Origin of the sequence: Chryseobacterium sp. IHB B 17019, from assembly GCF_001456155.1 — a bacterium.
Classification (GTDB): domain Bacteria; phylum Bacteroidota; class Bacteroidia; order Flavobacteriales; family Weeksellaceae; genus Chryseobacterium.
The window spans coordinates 811,121-826,350 of record NZ_CP013293.1 but is presented as its reverse complement, the minus strand read 5'-3'; the positions used below and the strand labels follow the sequence as shown (position 1 = coordinate 826,350).

Below are 15,230 nucleotides of genomic sequence, written 5' to 3'. Positions count from 1 at the left end.
AGAATTTATCCTTTTCGTTACATTTTCAAAGGAATAGTATTTATCATAATTTTATTCTCACCAACTTTGCAAAAATTATGAAGTTATGAACTTGGCGAAATACAGAAACTTAATTTTCTATGTCATTACGATAGTATTTTTTTCATGCCTGATGTACTGGTTTTTTGTTGAGGGAAAAACACTGGAAATTGGTGAAAACATCGCCCCGGCCAAAGCTACCGGCTCGACTATGTGGGAAAACTTCGCAGATTCTTTTATGGTGAACCTTCATCATCCTTTGGCACTTCTTCTTGCACAAATTGTTACCATTATCCTTGTAGCAAAGCTTTTCGGATGGGTTTGTGTGAAGCTGAAACAGCCATCAGTAATTGGAGAAATGATAGCAGGTATTGTTTTAGGTCCATCACTTTTCGGATTATATTTTCCGGAACTTTCAGCTTTTATTTTTCCTAAAGAATCTTTAGGTAATTTACAATTTTTGAGCCAGATTGGTCTTATTCTCTTCATGTATATTGTCGGGATGGAGCTTGATCTGAGCGTTCTGAGAAAAAAAGCGCACGATGCCGTGGTGATCAGCCATGCAAGTATTATCATTCCGTTTGCATTGGGAGTTGGGTTATCTTATTTTATTTATAAAGAATTTGCTCCGGACGGGATCCAGTTCAGTTCTTTTGCTTTGTTTATAGCTATTGCCATGAGTATTACGGCATTTCCCGTGTTGGCAAGAATTGTTCAGGAGAGGAATTTACATAAAACAAAAATAGGAACCGTTGTTATTACCTGCGCTGCAGCGGATGATATTACAGCCTGGTGTATTTTAGCCGCTGTGATTGCCATTGTAAAAGCAGGATCTTTTTCAGGGTCGATATTCGTTATTCTGATGGCTATTTTGTATGTTTTTATCATGATAAAAGCAGTAAGGCCGTTTCTCAGTAGAATCGCTGAATCTCAAAAAGGAAAAGGTTTTATCAGCAAAGCACTCGTTGCTGTATTTTTCCTAATTCTGATTATATCATCTTATGCAACGGAAGTTATAGGTATCCACGCGCTTTTCGGAGCATTTATGGCGGGAGCTATTATGCCGGAAAACGTAAAATTCAGAAATCTTTTCATTGAAAAAGTTGAGGATGTTGCACTGGTTTTATTACTTCCTCTTTTTTTCGTATTTACAGGTTTACGAACTCAGATCGGCTTATTAAATGACCCCCATCTCTGGAAAATCGGCGGATTCATCATTTTGACCGCTGTTACCGGAAAATTCATAGGAAGTGCACTTACGGCAAGATTTTTAAAAATAAGCTGGAAAGACAGTCTCACCATTGGTGCATTGATGAATACGAGAGGTCTTACCGAACTTATTGTTCTTAACATTGGGTATGATCTCGGAGTTTTAGGTCCGGAATTGTTTGCGATGCTTGTGATCATGGCATTATTTACGACTTTTATGACGGGGCCTTGTCTTGACCTTATCAATTATTTTTTTAAAGGAAAAAAATCAATGTTAGAAGAAGATCAGGAGGATCATGATGCCAAATACAGGATTCTTTTATCCTTTGAAACCGCAAAATCAGGAAGCATCCTTTTGAAACTTGCCGATAACCTTACCCATAAAATGAACGGCAACAAAAGCGTTACCGCCATGAATATTGTCCCTGTTGATGAGCTCCATGCTTTCGATATAGAGGATTTTGAAAAAGGGCAGTTTAAGCATGTGGTTGAAACTTCTCAGGAACTTAAGCTGGAAATCACTACCCTTTTCAAGGCCTCTACAGACGTGGAAAACGACCTTACAAGCATTACCAATAAAGGAAATTACGATCTGCTTTTAGTGATGCTCGGAAAATCGATGTATGAAGGAAGTTTACTAGGCAGACTTTTAGGTTTTACTACAAAAATCATTAATCCCGAAAAATTATTAAATACAGTAAAAGGAAAAGGGAATATTTTCAACAATTCTGCTTTTGATGATCTTACTTTTCAGGTATTGGATAAAGCTTCAATTCCCGTAGGAGTTTTGGTGGAAAAAGATTTCACTTCCGCAGACAGGGTTTTTGTTCCTATCTTTAATTTAAGTGATTTTTATTTACTTGAATACGCTAAAAGACTGATTAACAATAATAATTCCCAGATTATAATCCTTGATGTTGCAGGACAGATCAGAAATAATATTGAGGTAAAAGAGCTGATAAGAAGTATCGAACAAGTCGCGCCTAATCACATCACTTTATATAACGAAAAAAAGATTGAGAAAGAATTTCTTAATTCTCAGGACTTAATGCTCATCAGCAGTAAAAGCTGGAAAAACCTGATCGACACGAAAAGTCTGTGGCTATCGGATATTCCGTCGACATTGATTATCAGCAATCCGTAGAATGTGGAATGGTGAATTTTGCTTTTTTAATTTCATTAAAAAAAAATCGCTATCTTCGCTTCGTGATTACAGATAACAGAACATATTATTATGGAATTTTTAACTCAGATTTGGGATAAGGATTTCTAATATACATAGTACAACCTCGTCCTTGGGCGGGGTTTTTTATTTTAAAATTAAAAGATGAAAATAAGTATAATTGGTGTAGGACTGATAGGAGGCTCAATTGCCTTAAAATTAAAACAGAAAGGTATCGTTGATTTTATCTACGGAATTGACAATAATAATGAACACCTCAGCGAAGCATTAAATTTAAAAATAATTGATGCAAAAGTAGACCTGGAATATGGGATCAAAAATTCTGATCTGGTAATTCTTGCAATTCCTGTGGATGCTGCGAGAAAATTACTGCCGAATGTTTTGGATTTAATTTCGGAAAATCAAACGGTAATGGATGCAGGATCAACAAAGTCTGGAATTGTAAATGCGGTAAAAAACCACCCGAAAAGATTAAGATTTGTAGCTTTTCACCCGATGTGGGGAACGGAAAACAGCGGTCCGGCATCTGCCGTTTCAGAAAGTTTCTCAGGAAAAGCAGGAGTAATCTGCAATAAGGAAGAATCTGATAAAGACGCATTGAACCTTGTTGAGAAAATCGTAGAAGCCCTTGATATGCACCTGATCTATATGAATGCCGAAGATCATGACGTACATACGGCCTATATTTCACATATTTCTCACATCACTTCTTACGCGCTGGCAAACACCGTTTTGGAGAAGGAACGTGAAGAAGAAACGATTTTTCAGTTGGCGAGCTCCGGTTTTTCGAGTACGGTTCGTCTGGCAAAATCTCACCCTGAGATGTGGGTGCCTATTTTTAAACAAAATAAAGAAAACGTTCTGGATGTTTTGAATGAACATATTTTTCAGCTCAAAAAATTCAAAGCTGCTTTGGAAAAAGAGAATTTTGAGTATTTAGAAGAATTGATTTTGAATGCTAATAAGATACGGGGGATTCTTGACAAGAAATAAATTTCTTTTGTCTTGAAACAAAAGAAACAAAAGTTCAAGACTGGAAACTTTCACTAAAAATTAAAATTTAATCCTAAAATCCCCAAAACTTGCGCGATAACTAGATATGTTCTTCGATTCAAATTCTAGTCGCGCTTCAAACAGTGGGAATTTTTTAACGGATTAATTTTTAATTTTCTTAACGCTTCAGTTTCCTAGGTCGTTTTTGGTCATAATTAGGTGTAATATAAATTACTCATTACCAATTAATTATTATTAACATTCTGGTACGTTCACTGCAATCGCTAATCCGCCTTCGGAGGTTTCTTTGAATCGGTCGCTCATTGAAAGTGCAGTTTCCCACATCGTTTGGATTACCTGATCTAAGCTTACTTTTGCTTTTGTAGGATCACTTTCCAAAGCAATATTTGCTGCAGTAATTGCTTTTATGGCGCCCATCGTATTTCTTTCGATACAAGGAATCTGAACCAAGCCTTTGATCGGGTCACAGGTAAGGCCCAAATGGTGTTCCATAGCGATTTCAGCGGCCATTAAAACCTGACCAACACTACCGCCAAGAATTTCCGTAAGACCTGCTGCAGCCATTGCTGATGAAACCCCTACTTCCGCCTGACATCCACCCATTGCAGCTGAAATGGTAGCATTTTTTTTGAATAAAGTTCCGATCTCGCCAGCCACCAGAATAAATCTCACAATATCATCATCGCTGATACGATCCGTAAAAGCCTGAGAATACATCAAAACCGCAGGAATAACCCCACTCGCACCATTGGTGGGCGCCGTTATAATTCTTCCGAAGCTTGCATTTTCCTCGTTTACGGCCAGTGCAAAACAGGAAATCCATTTATTGATATTAGTGAAATTTTCCTCGGCATCAACAACCTGCTGGAACCATTCATCTTTATTTTTATAGATTTTATCGCCCAGTAATTTTCTGTTAATTCCGGCTGCTCTTCGGGTAACGTTCAATCCGCCGGGAAGAATTCCTTCTTTATTGACTCCTTTATAAATGCATTCTTTGATCTGCTGCCAGATGTAAAGTGCTTCCTTTCTGGTTTCTTCTTGGGATCTCCAGCTTTCTTCATTAATTAAAATTAAATCTGAAACTTTATTTAATCCTAATTTTTCGCAGTATTTTGCAATATCGGAAGCTTTATGACAAGGATATAATGTACGGACACATTGTTTTTGTATAGAGTTTTTTTCCTGACTTGCAATAAATCCTCCGCCTACAGAATAAAAATCCTGAACAAGCTCGGTGCCATCTTCAAAAACAGCTTTGAAAATCATTCCATTCGGGTGAAAATCAAGGGATTTCTGCATATTCAGAATCAAATGATGCCCGTAAATAAATGGAATCTCTTTCTCACCTCCAAGATTAAGGATCTGAGTACTTTTGATTTTTTCTATTTTTTCATCAATTTTTGTAGTATCAATAATTTTAAAATCTTCACCATTTAGTCCCAACATCCCCGCAATATCGGTTCCGTGGCCGATTCCGGTTTTAGCCAGAGAGCCAAAAAATTCGAGAAAAACTTCCTTCACCTCAGCGATTGATCTTTCTCTTTTTATAATTCTGATAAATGCAGAGGCTGCATTCCAAGGCCCCATCGTGTGTGAGCTAGACGGGCCTATTCCTACTTTAATAATCTCAAAAACCGATATTGATTCCATATGAATAATTCATCATTTTCCAACTACAAAGATACGCTATAAATCAAATAAAAATCATCAATATGCAGGTTGTTCACCGTAAATTTTAATGTGCAGTAATAAAATAGTACCACTTCAATAATACTTGAAATTAAAAAATAATTCATGATAATCAAATCATTAAAAATTTAAGTATTAATGCAGTATTAGATTTATCAACATCCAGTGATATTTTTGAATTTAGTTAAATCTGAGAGTAACAAAGTAAAAGTTCCCTACTTAAAATACACAAATAAAAACTTAAGCATGATTAACAAGTACATTGATCTCGTAAAGAATACTGAGAAAAAAGAAAAAGAAGCACTACTACGGAAGTCTTCCGAAGATCCGTTCGTTACTGTGAAATCAAAACTTGCAAGCTACCTCTTACAGATAGAAATGAGAAGCTCAGGTCTTTTCTGCTGTGAAAAGTATCCGGATTCCCTACCCGGGACAGATTATTATCAACTAAAAATCATTACCCTCGAGGAAAAAGAATACAAATTATCTGTACAGTCCTACTATAAAGGTAAGAAAATCTATGTTTATATCAAGCTGTCTAAAAATAACAATACAGAATCCGTAAGTAGAGACTTGCCTATGTCTGTTTTTATGAAAACTAATTTCGAAAAGCATTTAATTTCTCTTCTTAAGCAACTTGATGATCCTGAAAAAAAACCTGAATATCGTGCAAAAGAAAATAGCTTAAACCCAATAAAATGGTTGAATACTTTAATTAAAAAATATATTTCCACTCCTAAAGAGATCTGAAATTGCAGTAAAAAATATTTACCAATCTACCTTTTCCTCATGCTGGGAAAGGTCTAAACCCATATTTTCTGATTCTTCTGAAACTCTTAATGTAATAATGCTATTCGTGATTTTATATAAAAATAATGAACCAAAGAATGCAAAAAAAGAAACAAGAACCAAGGCGATTATATGATGAGAGAATACTTCCCAGCCACCGTGAAGAAGGCTTGAATTTTCACCGTGGGCAAAAATAGCCGTCAGAATCATTCCCATAATTCCGCCAACGCCGTGACAGGCGAAAACATCAAGGGTATCGTCGATCTTTTGCAGTGCTTTCCAGTTGAGCATTACATTAGAAACGATCGCAGAAATAAATCCGATAAAAAGGCTCTCCGAGACCGAAACAAAGCCACATCCCGGAGTAATGGCCACTAATCCTACTACTGCCCCGATGCAGGCTCCCAAAGCCGAAATTTTCCTTCTATTAATCCTGTCGAAAAATATCCACGTCATCATGGCAGAAGCAGAAGCAATAGTCGTTGTACCAAATGCTGTGGCTGCCGTTGCATTTGCACTTAAAGCCGAACCCGCATTGAATCCGAACCATCCAAACCAAAGCATTCCTGTTCCCAATAAGACAAAAGGAATATTTGAAGGTTTATGGTGAGGGTTTTTCCTGTTTCCCAACATGATAGCTCCCGCGAGAGCTGCAAAACCGGCGCTCATATGAACGACTGTTCCGCCGGCAAAATCTTTAACCCCGAAATATTTATTTAAAAGTCCGTCCGGATGCCAAACCATATGACAAAGAGGCGTATAAATAAAAATGCTGAAAAGCACCATGAATAAAAGGTAGGAGATAAAACGTACCCTTTCCGCAAAAGATCCCGTAATAAGTGCGGGAGTGATAACGGCAAATTTCATCTGAAACAGAGCAAAAAGAATAAAAGGAATTGTAGGAGCCATTGTTTTATGAGGCAAAACGCTTACACGGCTAAAAAACGGATAGCTCAGGGGATTACCAATGATTCCGTAATGCTCACCATTAATCGTAAAGCCTATAGAATCTCCAAAAGATAAAGAAAAACCAACAATAACCCACAAAATAGAAATGACACCTAATGCTATAAAACTCTGCAGCATGGTAGAAATTACATTCTTCTTCCCCACCATTCCTCCGTAGAAAAATGACAAACCGGGAGTCATTAAAAGAACTAAGCCCGCCGCAGCCAAAATCCAGGCCACATCTGCACCTACAATTTTATCTTCAGATAAAAATTCTCCTGTATTCGGAAAATCAACAATGGGGCTCCAGAATAATCCGCCAACAGCAATAAGGGCGATGAGGGAGAATGCGACAATCCATTTTAAGCCTACAGTCATAAAAATTATATTTAACCCTATCAAAATTAAATATAATTTTCTATAAAAAACATATTTTTATTATTTCACCCCCTAAAATTTTATTTCTAAATAAAAATTAAATACAATTAATTAAATATTTCCCCTAAAATTTTAGACACTTCTTTATATTTTGTAGCAGGAAAAAGATGTGTACCCCCTTTTATGATATAATTGGGTTTTGAATTTTTTACCGGAAAAACAATATCCCTGTCTCCTAAAATCTGAATAACCTCCGGGTTTTCTTCAAATCTCCATTCTGAGATCCTTTCAATGGACCATTTCAGATAATACGGATCTTTTACGGTGAAATATTGCAGAAGCTTAGGATTTTTGGGATCAAATAATTTCCTTACTACAGAATAGGCGTTTGTAGTTTTATCATTAAAGAACCTTAAAGGCAATATTTTTGGAATTTTGGTGACCTCACCCACTCTTATCAACCTGGATTTTTCTTTATCGGATTTTATACTTCCCATAATGACTACTTTCTGGGCCGGTTTGAGCTTATTAATTTCCTGAACCATAATCCCTCCAAAGGAATACCCTAAAAGATAAAAAGGTTCCGAATCATCCACTTTTTCGGCCATCCTTTCTACATATTGGGAAAAAGTTTCATTTTGAAGCGGAATGAGCCAATCTATAAAAACAACTTCATGATGTTCCGGAAACTGTAATTTTTCCAGCACTTTAAAATCTGCTCCAAGACCGCTTACTACGTAAATTTTCATGGTACTAAAATAAGAAAAAGCACCAAAACGATGCTTTTCCTTAACAAATATTATAGTCTTTTTAATTTTTCTGGGAAGAAATCCTGGTGACACTATCAATAGATAAAAGAGCAACAGGATCGGAAGATACCCACTCTATAATATATCCGCCTCCTGTTCCTAAAGGCGGCGGAAGGCTTGCTCCATCAGCAATTGTGGTAAAATTATACACCAAAACACCGCTTGTTTTGTTGGACGGTATCACGGCGCTTGCTTCTGACCTGAATCCTGAGGACGGATTCCTCAATATAAACCTGATATCCTGGCTTGAAGCGTTTGAACCTTTGGTATAATTGATAATAATCCTCCATTGATGTACCTGCCCCATCACAGCATTTTCAATAAACTGATTGTTTTTAAAAATTTTCGCATCAGAAGGCGGCGAATTATCCGGCCAGCTCGTCGTAGGCGAAGAAGCATAACTTAAAGGTGTAGAATACATAACCTGTTTTGTCGTGTTAGCAGGAACATTTGTCCAGGTCGGTAATGTTCCGCCTCCGCCACTGATTTTCACAACGCCCTCGTTGGATTTTGTTTGTTCTTTACTGTACATCAAGGTGCTCCAGTTGACCCCGTCAAAATAACGGATGGTTTTGTTTGTAGAGTCATAAACGAGCATACCTTCTACGGGAGCTGCAATAATATTGGGGTTCGGCAATCTTGGGATTACCATAGTAGAATTTGTGGAAACAATATCCAGGACTCCCTTTGGGTTTGTCGTGTTTATTCCCACCTGAGAATACACTCCTACTGATGAAGTAAGAGCAATGATAATGATTTTTTTTGTCATAGATGCGTATTTGTTAGTTATTCAAATGACACATCTTCATGAATATTAAGTGCTACAAATATGCAGTAAATATTTTAATTTAAATCGATTTAATCGCTGTTTACGTTACATTCCTTGAAATGTTGAAAAGTTTTAATTTAAACTCAGAACCAACTTATTAAATAAAACAGAAATCATAAAATATAATTAAAACGATATCAAAAAAAAGAGTGATCTCCTACGAAATCACTCTTTAATTTTATCAGAAAGGCAAAAACCTTATTTTTTCTTCTTTACAGGAGTCCTGTTTTCGTTATCCAATTTTTCCGTAGAAATTCTGAACTGGATGTCCATTTCGTTTTTAATGAAATAATCTTTCAGTGAAGATTGGTAGAATACTTTGAAATCTCTTCTGTTCAATGAGAATTTAGCAGACTCGATCACTACTGTAAACTGAGTAATATAGACGTTTGCAGGGAAAGTAATCGTTTTTCTCACTCCTTTTATCGTAATATCTCCGTAAACCGTAGAGTTGAACTCGCTGTTTGCCAAAGGAATAATCTTCGTCAAATGGAATTTCGCAAGAGGAAATTTCTTAACCTCGAAAAAGTTTGTGCTTTTAAGGTCATTTGTTAGTTTTACCATATCTTCATCCTGGCTTGAAACATCTCCGGCCATGAGAGACTTCATGTCGATCACAAATTCACCGTCTACCAAAACTGTTTTATCGAAAGTAAATTTTCCGCTTTTCAGCTTTACCGTTCCGGAATGTGTTGTAGGAACTGTTTTTACAACCTTGTAACCCCACCATCTGATTTCTGATGACGTTACCTTTACCACTTTATCTCCTTTCTTTTGTGCGAAAACAAATGATATGCTTACACACATCATAGCAAACAATAGTAATCTTTTCATTCTTTTTTATTTACAATTCAACAAAAATAAAAAAAAGTGTAGAACTTCTACACTTTTAGCAATCTTTTTTTGATTAAATTATTTTGCTGTTACTTTTACAAGCATATCAAAGTCATCTTTCACAAGAACGTCCTGCATGGTAGATTTGTAAGCAACGTCGAATTTTTGTCTGTCAATCGTGAATTTATTTGAAACTAAGCTCACTACTCCTTTGCTGTAAGAAATTTTTGCAGGGAAGGTAACAGGGTTTGTTTTTCCTTTTACCGTCAGATTTCCGGTTACTAAAGAATTGTAGATTTTATCGCTGTTTTTCTTTACTCCTGTAATTTTGAAAGTAGCTGTCGGGAATTTTTCAACTTCGAAGAAATCTCCGTTTTTAAGGTGACCGTTTAGTTTCCCCTGGTATTCTCCTGTAAGGTCTGTTGCGTTGATAGAAGTCATATCAAGAACGAAAGAACCTCCAACTAATTGATTTCCTTTCATTACCATATCACCGGATTTTACTTTTACAGTTCCGTTGTGAGAGCTTGATTCAGATTTTGCGATTTTGTATCCCCACCACTGCACGTCAGAAGCTACTACTTTTTTTGTTTGTCCGAATGCTAAACCACCAGCTAAAACTGCTAATAAAAATATTTTTTTCATTTTGAATAAAGTTATTTACTTGTTTTGTTATTTACTGATGCAAATGTAGCTCAACTTCCTGATAGATTTTGTTGATGTACATCAATAAAATCAATTATTTTCATAAATAATGTCATAAAAAAACTCCGAAGAAGCTCGGAGTTTATATTTAATCTTGATAATAAGCAGTATAGAGTGCCGCACCATTGAGTGCCGTATGATTTTGTTTGATCAGGTATATCGGGATGTTTCTGAGCATCTCTTCCATTTTGTCGCTGATCTTGAATTTTTCATAAAACTTATCCTTATCCATATAATCTCTGATCGTTTGAGGAATATCCCCGGAGATTAGTAATCCACCGGTTGCTTTCAGCTTCAAAGTCAGGTTATTAGCCTCTCTTGCAAGGAATTCAAGGAAAGTGTCCAAAGCAATTTTGCATATCAAAATATCATCCTCAACAGCTGCTTTGAATAATTCTTCAACAAAGTTTCCGTTCGAGAATCTATCGGCAAGCCATTCCGGTTCCGGATGTCTCTTTACATCTCTTAAAAACCTGTAAATATTGAATAAGCCTGTTTTGGAAAGTACATTTTCCCAGCTTACAATTCCGTAAAGGTTGTTTAAGAACTGATAAAACTCCACCTCCACATTGGTTCTCGGAGAAAATTCCGAATGACCGCCTTCCGTAGCAAATGGCCTTAAATATTTTCCGTCAAAAAAATATCCCGCTTCACCCAGCCCATTTCCCGGAGCCAAAATAGCTACGTTTCCGTTTTCAAGGTGTCCGCTGGTATAAATTGGGTCCAGATCGCTGTCTTCCAGAAGCGCCATTCCGTAGGCAGAAGCTTCAAGGTCATTCAGCATATCTACTTTTTCAAACCTGAAATCTCTTGTGTATTCTTCCACATCAAGGCTCCAGCCCAATCTTGCGGGATGGCTTTTCCCATTGATTACAGGTCCCGGAACTGCCATTCCTAATCTTTTCACATCTTCCAGCTGGTTATCCTCAATAAACTTCTTTAGAATATCAGCAAAAGAAGCGTAATCTTTAGTTGGATAATTATTTTGGATTTTAATCTCAAGACCTCCGTTACTGGAAACAAAATAGCCTAAACTTGTAATATCTTCACGAAGGTTTGCGCCAATGATAGAAACGTTATCATTGCTACCGTTTTTTACTCCTGGTAAATAAAGTGGAAATTTTGGATTCAAAATCATAACCTCAAATTTTATCAAATATAATAATAGTTTTCGTAAATCCGACAGGTAAAGAAAAAACCTTTTCAAGTTTCTGAAAAGGTTTGGTTAATAATTGCTTATATTTAAATCTAACTACTTTCCTAATGGAATATTGTAAGAGAATCCAACCCCAATGTTACCCACATTATAGTCCTGATTCGGCAAATCGCCCTTATCTCCTACAAATACTTTCTGATACTGCACAAAGAAATTCCAGTCTCTGTTGTGATAGCCGATCTCCGGCTTGATATAGAACCCTCCGTCCGGTCTGTCCAGTGCATTGTTTGATGCTACTTTCTCGTCACCTACAAGGAAACCGTATCCTAAGTCTGTCCCGAAGTAAAATCCTGTCTGTTTAGGATAAATTCTGATCAAAGCACCTACAGGAATTACCCCTACATCATTATTATTATATCCGTTGTTTTCTTTTCCAAAATAATGAGTATATCCTGTCGCAATACCTAATCCGAATCCCGGAGTAATAAGGTTCTGATACGCTACATCTACTCCCACAGAAGCTGAAACATTGTCTGCAGGAACCGCTAAACCAGCATTAGCACCCACCTTGATCATATTGTTCATCTGTGCACTTTGTGCGCTTACAACGCCGGCTGTTAAAATTCCGGCAAGCAAAATTGCCTGTTTAAACATTTTCATAACTCTGATTTTTAATTTTACTAAGCTGGAAGATGTAAAAATCGTGCCAAGGACAGGCATTTCCTTCACTTTAACATTAATAAAATTCGCAAAATAATGACAATCAATTAATTAAATTTAGTTAAAATTTAAATGACTGTTTAAAAAATTCTGAATTTTAATTGTAATTTTAAATAAAAAAAGCAAACGAAAAAAGCAGCTGCGGGATTGATTTTTGTAATATTAACAATTCTTAACCGTAGTTATCTTTAACCTTCTTCACTTAACAACATCAAAAAAAAAAGTATTAAAAATGACTCCATCCCTCATTAATAATAAACATCTTCTTTGGCGCGCAGGCTTTGGTGCAGGAATTAATCAGCTTGAAGACCTGGGAAATAAAGACGTGAAAACACTGCTCAATGATTTACTAAAGGAAGAAACCTTTCTTTATATAAATTATGACACCCCCGATGTGGAAACCATCGACTACATGAATGACACATCTCCCGCCGAAAAGAAAAAACAGACCCAAAAAATTCAGAGAGAGCAAAACCTTGAGCTTAACCTTAATTTTCTCGATAAAATGGTCAACAGCAAGGAACAGATGAAGGAGAAAATGGCGTTTTTCTGGCACGGACATTTTGCTTCAAGGGTTCAAAATCCAAAATTTAACAGGCAGATTTTAAATGTCATCAGAAAAAATGCTTTGGGGAATTTCAAAGATCTTTTGTTTGAGGTAAGTCAAGCTCCGGCGATGCTCAGCTTTTTAAATAATCAACAGAATAAAAAAGATCACCCTAACGAAAATTTTGCCCGTGAAGTCATGGAATTATTTACGATGGGACGAGGAAACTACACCGAAAAAGATATTCGGGAAGGCGCAAGAGCCTTTACAGGATGGGGTTTTGACAAGGAAGGGAATTTTGTAGAAAGAAAAAAACAACATGACGAGGGAACAAAAACTTTTCTTGGGAAAACCGGAAATTTCACGGGAAAAGATGTTTTAGATATTATACTTGAACAAAAAGCAACGGCAAAATTTATTACCACAAAAATTTATAAATTTTTCGTTAATGAAAATGTTGACGAAAGTATTGTTAATAAGCTAAGCGAGAATTTTTACCAATCCGGTTATGACATCAAAAAACTTATGACAGAAATCTTTTCAAGCTCATGGTTTTATGACAAAAAAAATATCGGAAACAGGATAAAATCGCCGATCGAACTCATGGCCGGAATGATGAGAACTCTTCCGATGAATATTCAAAATCCGGAAAACCTTATTGTTTATCAGAAATTATTAGGTCAAATGCTTCTTTATCCACCGAATGTTTCAGGTTGGCCCAACGGAAAATCCTGGATTGACAGTTCAACTTTAATGTTGAGGCTTCAAATTCCTCAGATTTGGTCGGGTTTACGGCCTTTGGAATATACTCCGAGACCGGACGACGATATCGAAATGGGAATGAAATCCCGCGAAACGGCTTTAAACAAAACCTTCAAAAACCCGAATATCACCATCGACTGGACGCGTGTGGAAAAGGCTTTCAGCGGTAAAAAGGTTGAAGATTATTTAATTCAGAGCTCAAAATCCCTGGATATGAATTCCGTGAAGAATTTTTCGGATAACAGTGTGAAAATGAATGTCATTAATCTCATGTCAACACCAGAATATCAGTTAATGTAGACTTTAGGTAGCAGGTGGCAGATTTTAGGCCTTAGCTTAAAATCACTGCGAGAACTGCAACCTATCATCTTTAACCTAAAACCTAACCTTTATGTTAATCAAAAGAAGAGAATTCCTAAAAATAAGTTCATTAGCTACCGCATCGTTGTTGATGCCGAATTTCCTGAAGGCTATGACATTCGATGAAGCATTGGAACCGAATCAGAAAATTTTGGTGGTGCTCCAGTTTACCGGTGGAAATGATGGTTTGAATACGATTATTCCGACTAAAAACGATATTTATTTTAAAGAAAGAAATAATATTGCCATCAAAGATTCTTTACAGCTGACTGATGAAGCGGGAATTAACCCTGCCCTGGCTTATTTCAAGGAACTTTATGATAGTGGTGAGCTTTCTGTGATGAATAATGTCGGGTATCCCAATCCTGATAAATCACACTTCCGAAGCATGGATATCTGGCATTCTGCAAGCAAAAGCGATGAATATCTGGAGACAGGCTGGCTGGGAAGATTTTTAGATGAAGAATGCTACCGTTGCGAGCATCCGACCCAGGCTCTGGAAGTTGATGATATGCTAAGTTTAGCCTTAAAAGGTGAAAATAATAAAGCTTTCGCTTTTAAAGATCCGAAAAGACTGTATCAAACAAGTCAGGAAAAATACTTCAAATCCTTGTATGATCATCATCATGACGATGAAACGGTTTCTTATCTGTACCAGACTTTGGGATCAACCATCAATAATGCTGATTATATTTTTGAAAAAAGTAAAGCAAAAAAAACAGAACAAACATACCCGAACTCTCAATTGGGAAAAGATTTCAAAACGGTTGCATCATTGATTAAATCTGATATTAATACAAGAGTTTACTATCTTTCCGTGGGAAGTTTTGATACCCATGTCAATCAAAATGAAAGGCAGAAAAAATTATTCGGTGATATCAATGAGGCTGTAAAATCTTTTGTTGCCGACATGAAAAGTAACGGACTTTTTGATGATATTTTATTAATGACTTTCTCGGAATTCGGTCGCCGTGTTGCCCAAAATGCAAGCAATGGAACTGATCATGGAACAGCCAATCAAATGTTTTTTATCAGTGGCGGATTGAAAAAGAAAGGGCTTTTGAACACACTTCCCGATTTGCAACATTTGAATGAAGGAGATTTAATTTATTCCGAAGATTTCCGAAAAGTCTATGCAACCATTCTTAAAAACTGGCTGAAAGCAGATTCTTCTAAAGTGCTTGGCTGGAAGAATGGAGTTTATGATTTTGTGTAATATTGTGGCGGCTGAGACTCTCGAAACCACATTCTAAAAAAAGAGGCTGCTCAAAAATGAA

General features: G+C 36.5%; 13 protein-coding genes. 5 read left to right on the top strand and 8 right to left on the bottom strand.

Annotation, left to right across the window (positions count from 1 at the left end; translation table 11 throughout):
• The first annotated feature begins 85 nt into the window (after positions 1-85).
• Both ATE47_RS03725 and ATE47_RS03720 read left to right on the top strand, forming a co-directional pair.
• Entirely contained in the window at positions 86-2,371 is a 2,286-nt protein-coding gene (locus ATE47_RS03725) for a cation:proton antiporter (RefSeq protein WP_228376317.1), read from the top strand.
• Between the two features lie 183 nt (positions 2,372-2,554).
• Positions 2,555-3,403 (top strand): prephenate dehydrogenase, encoded by an 849-nt coding sequence (locus ATE47_RS03720; RefSeq protein WP_062160694.1) that lies wholly within the window; start codon positions 2,555-2,557, stop codon positions 3,401-3,403.
• Between the two features lie 255 nt (positions 3,404-3,658).
• Here the strand turns inward: ATE47_RS03720 and ATE47_RS03715 are convergent, their stop codons facing one another.
• The gene (locus ATE47_RS03715; protein WP_062160693.1) at positions 3,659-5,077 is read right to left on the bottom strand and encodes an L-serine ammonia-lyase; all 1,419 of its coding nucleotides are present in this window, start codon (positions 5,075-5,077) and stop codon (positions 3,659-3,661) included.
• Between the two features lie 285 nt (positions 5,078-5,362).
• On the opposite strand from ATE47_RS03715, the gene ATE47_RS03710 reads away from it, so the two are divergent.
• Positions 5,363-5,866: a hypothetical protein gene (locus ATE47_RS03710; protein ID WP_147297014.1), complete on the top strand. Its 504-nt coding sequence runs from the start codon at positions 5,363-5,365 to the stop codon at positions 5,864-5,866.
• An 18-nt stretch (positions 5,867-5,884) separates the two neighbouring features.
• Here the strand turns inward: ATE47_RS03710 and ATE47_RS03705 are convergent, their stop codons facing one another.
• The 7 genes from ATE47_RS03705 to ATE47_RS03675 all read right to left on the bottom strand — a co-directional run bounded on the left by ATE47_RS03705 (position 5,885) and on the right by ATE47_RS03675 (position 12,224).
• Complete coding sequence (locus tag ATE47_RS03705; RefSeq protein WP_062160691.1) at positions 5,885-7,231, bottom strand: ammonium transporter; 1,347 nt, start codon at positions 7,229-7,231, stop codon at positions 5,885-5,887.
• A 107-nt stretch (positions 7,232-7,338) separates the two neighbouring features.
• Entirely contained in the window at positions 7,339-7,980 is a 642-nt protein-coding gene (locus ATE47_RS03700) for an alpha/beta hydrolase (RefSeq protein ID WP_062160690.1), read from the bottom strand.
• A 61-nt stretch (positions 7,981-8,041) separates the two neighbouring features.
• The gene (locus ATE47_RS03695) at positions 8,042-8,809 is read right to left on the bottom strand and encodes a hypothetical protein (RefSeq protein WP_062160689.1); all 768 of its coding nucleotides are present in this window, start codon (positions 8,807-8,809) and stop codon (positions 8,042-8,044) included.
• A gap of 258 nt (positions 8,810-9,067) precedes the next feature.
• On the bottom strand, positions 9,068-9,703 hold the full coding sequence (locus ATE47_RS03690) for a YceI family protein (RefSeq protein ID WP_062160688.1): 636 nt from the start codon (positions 9,701-9,703) through the stop codon (positions 9,068-9,070).
• A gap of 78 nt (positions 9,704-9,781) precedes the next feature.
• Positions 9,782-10,348, bottom strand: coding sequence for a YceI family protein (locus ATE47_RS03685; RefSeq protein WP_062160687.1), 567 nt, complete (start codon positions 10,346-10,348; stop codon positions 9,782-9,784).
• Positions 10,349-10,496: 148 nt separating this feature from the next.
• A complete protein-coding gene (locus ATE47_RS03680; protein ID WP_062160686.1) occupies positions 10,497-11,546 on the bottom strand; it encodes a glucokinase in 1,050 nt (349 codons plus the stop codon).
• A gap of 114 nt (positions 11,547-11,660) precedes the next feature.
• Positions 11,661-12,224: a hypothetical protein gene (locus ATE47_RS03675; protein WP_062163433.1), complete on the bottom strand. Its 564-nt coding sequence runs from the start codon at positions 12,222-12,224 to the stop codon at positions 11,661-11,663.
• Between the two features lie 292 nt (positions 12,225-12,516).
• Here ATE47_RS03675 and ATE47_RS03670 point away from each other — a divergent pair, with 292 nt between their 5' ends.
• Both ATE47_RS03670 and ATE47_RS03665 read left to right on the top strand, forming a co-directional pair.
• Positions 12,517-13,893 (top strand): DUF1800 domain-containing protein, encoded by a 1,377-nt coding sequence (locus ATE47_RS03670; RefSeq protein WP_062160685.1) that lies wholly within the window; start codon positions 12,517-12,519, stop codon positions 13,891-13,893.
• A gap of 91 nt (positions 13,894-13,984) precedes the next feature.
• Complete coding sequence (locus tag ATE47_RS03665; RefSeq protein WP_062160684.1) at positions 13,985-15,169, top strand: DUF1501 domain-containing protein; 1,185 nt, start codon at positions 13,985-13,987, stop codon at positions 15,167-15,169.
• Positions 15,170-15,230: the final 61 nt, after the last annotated feature.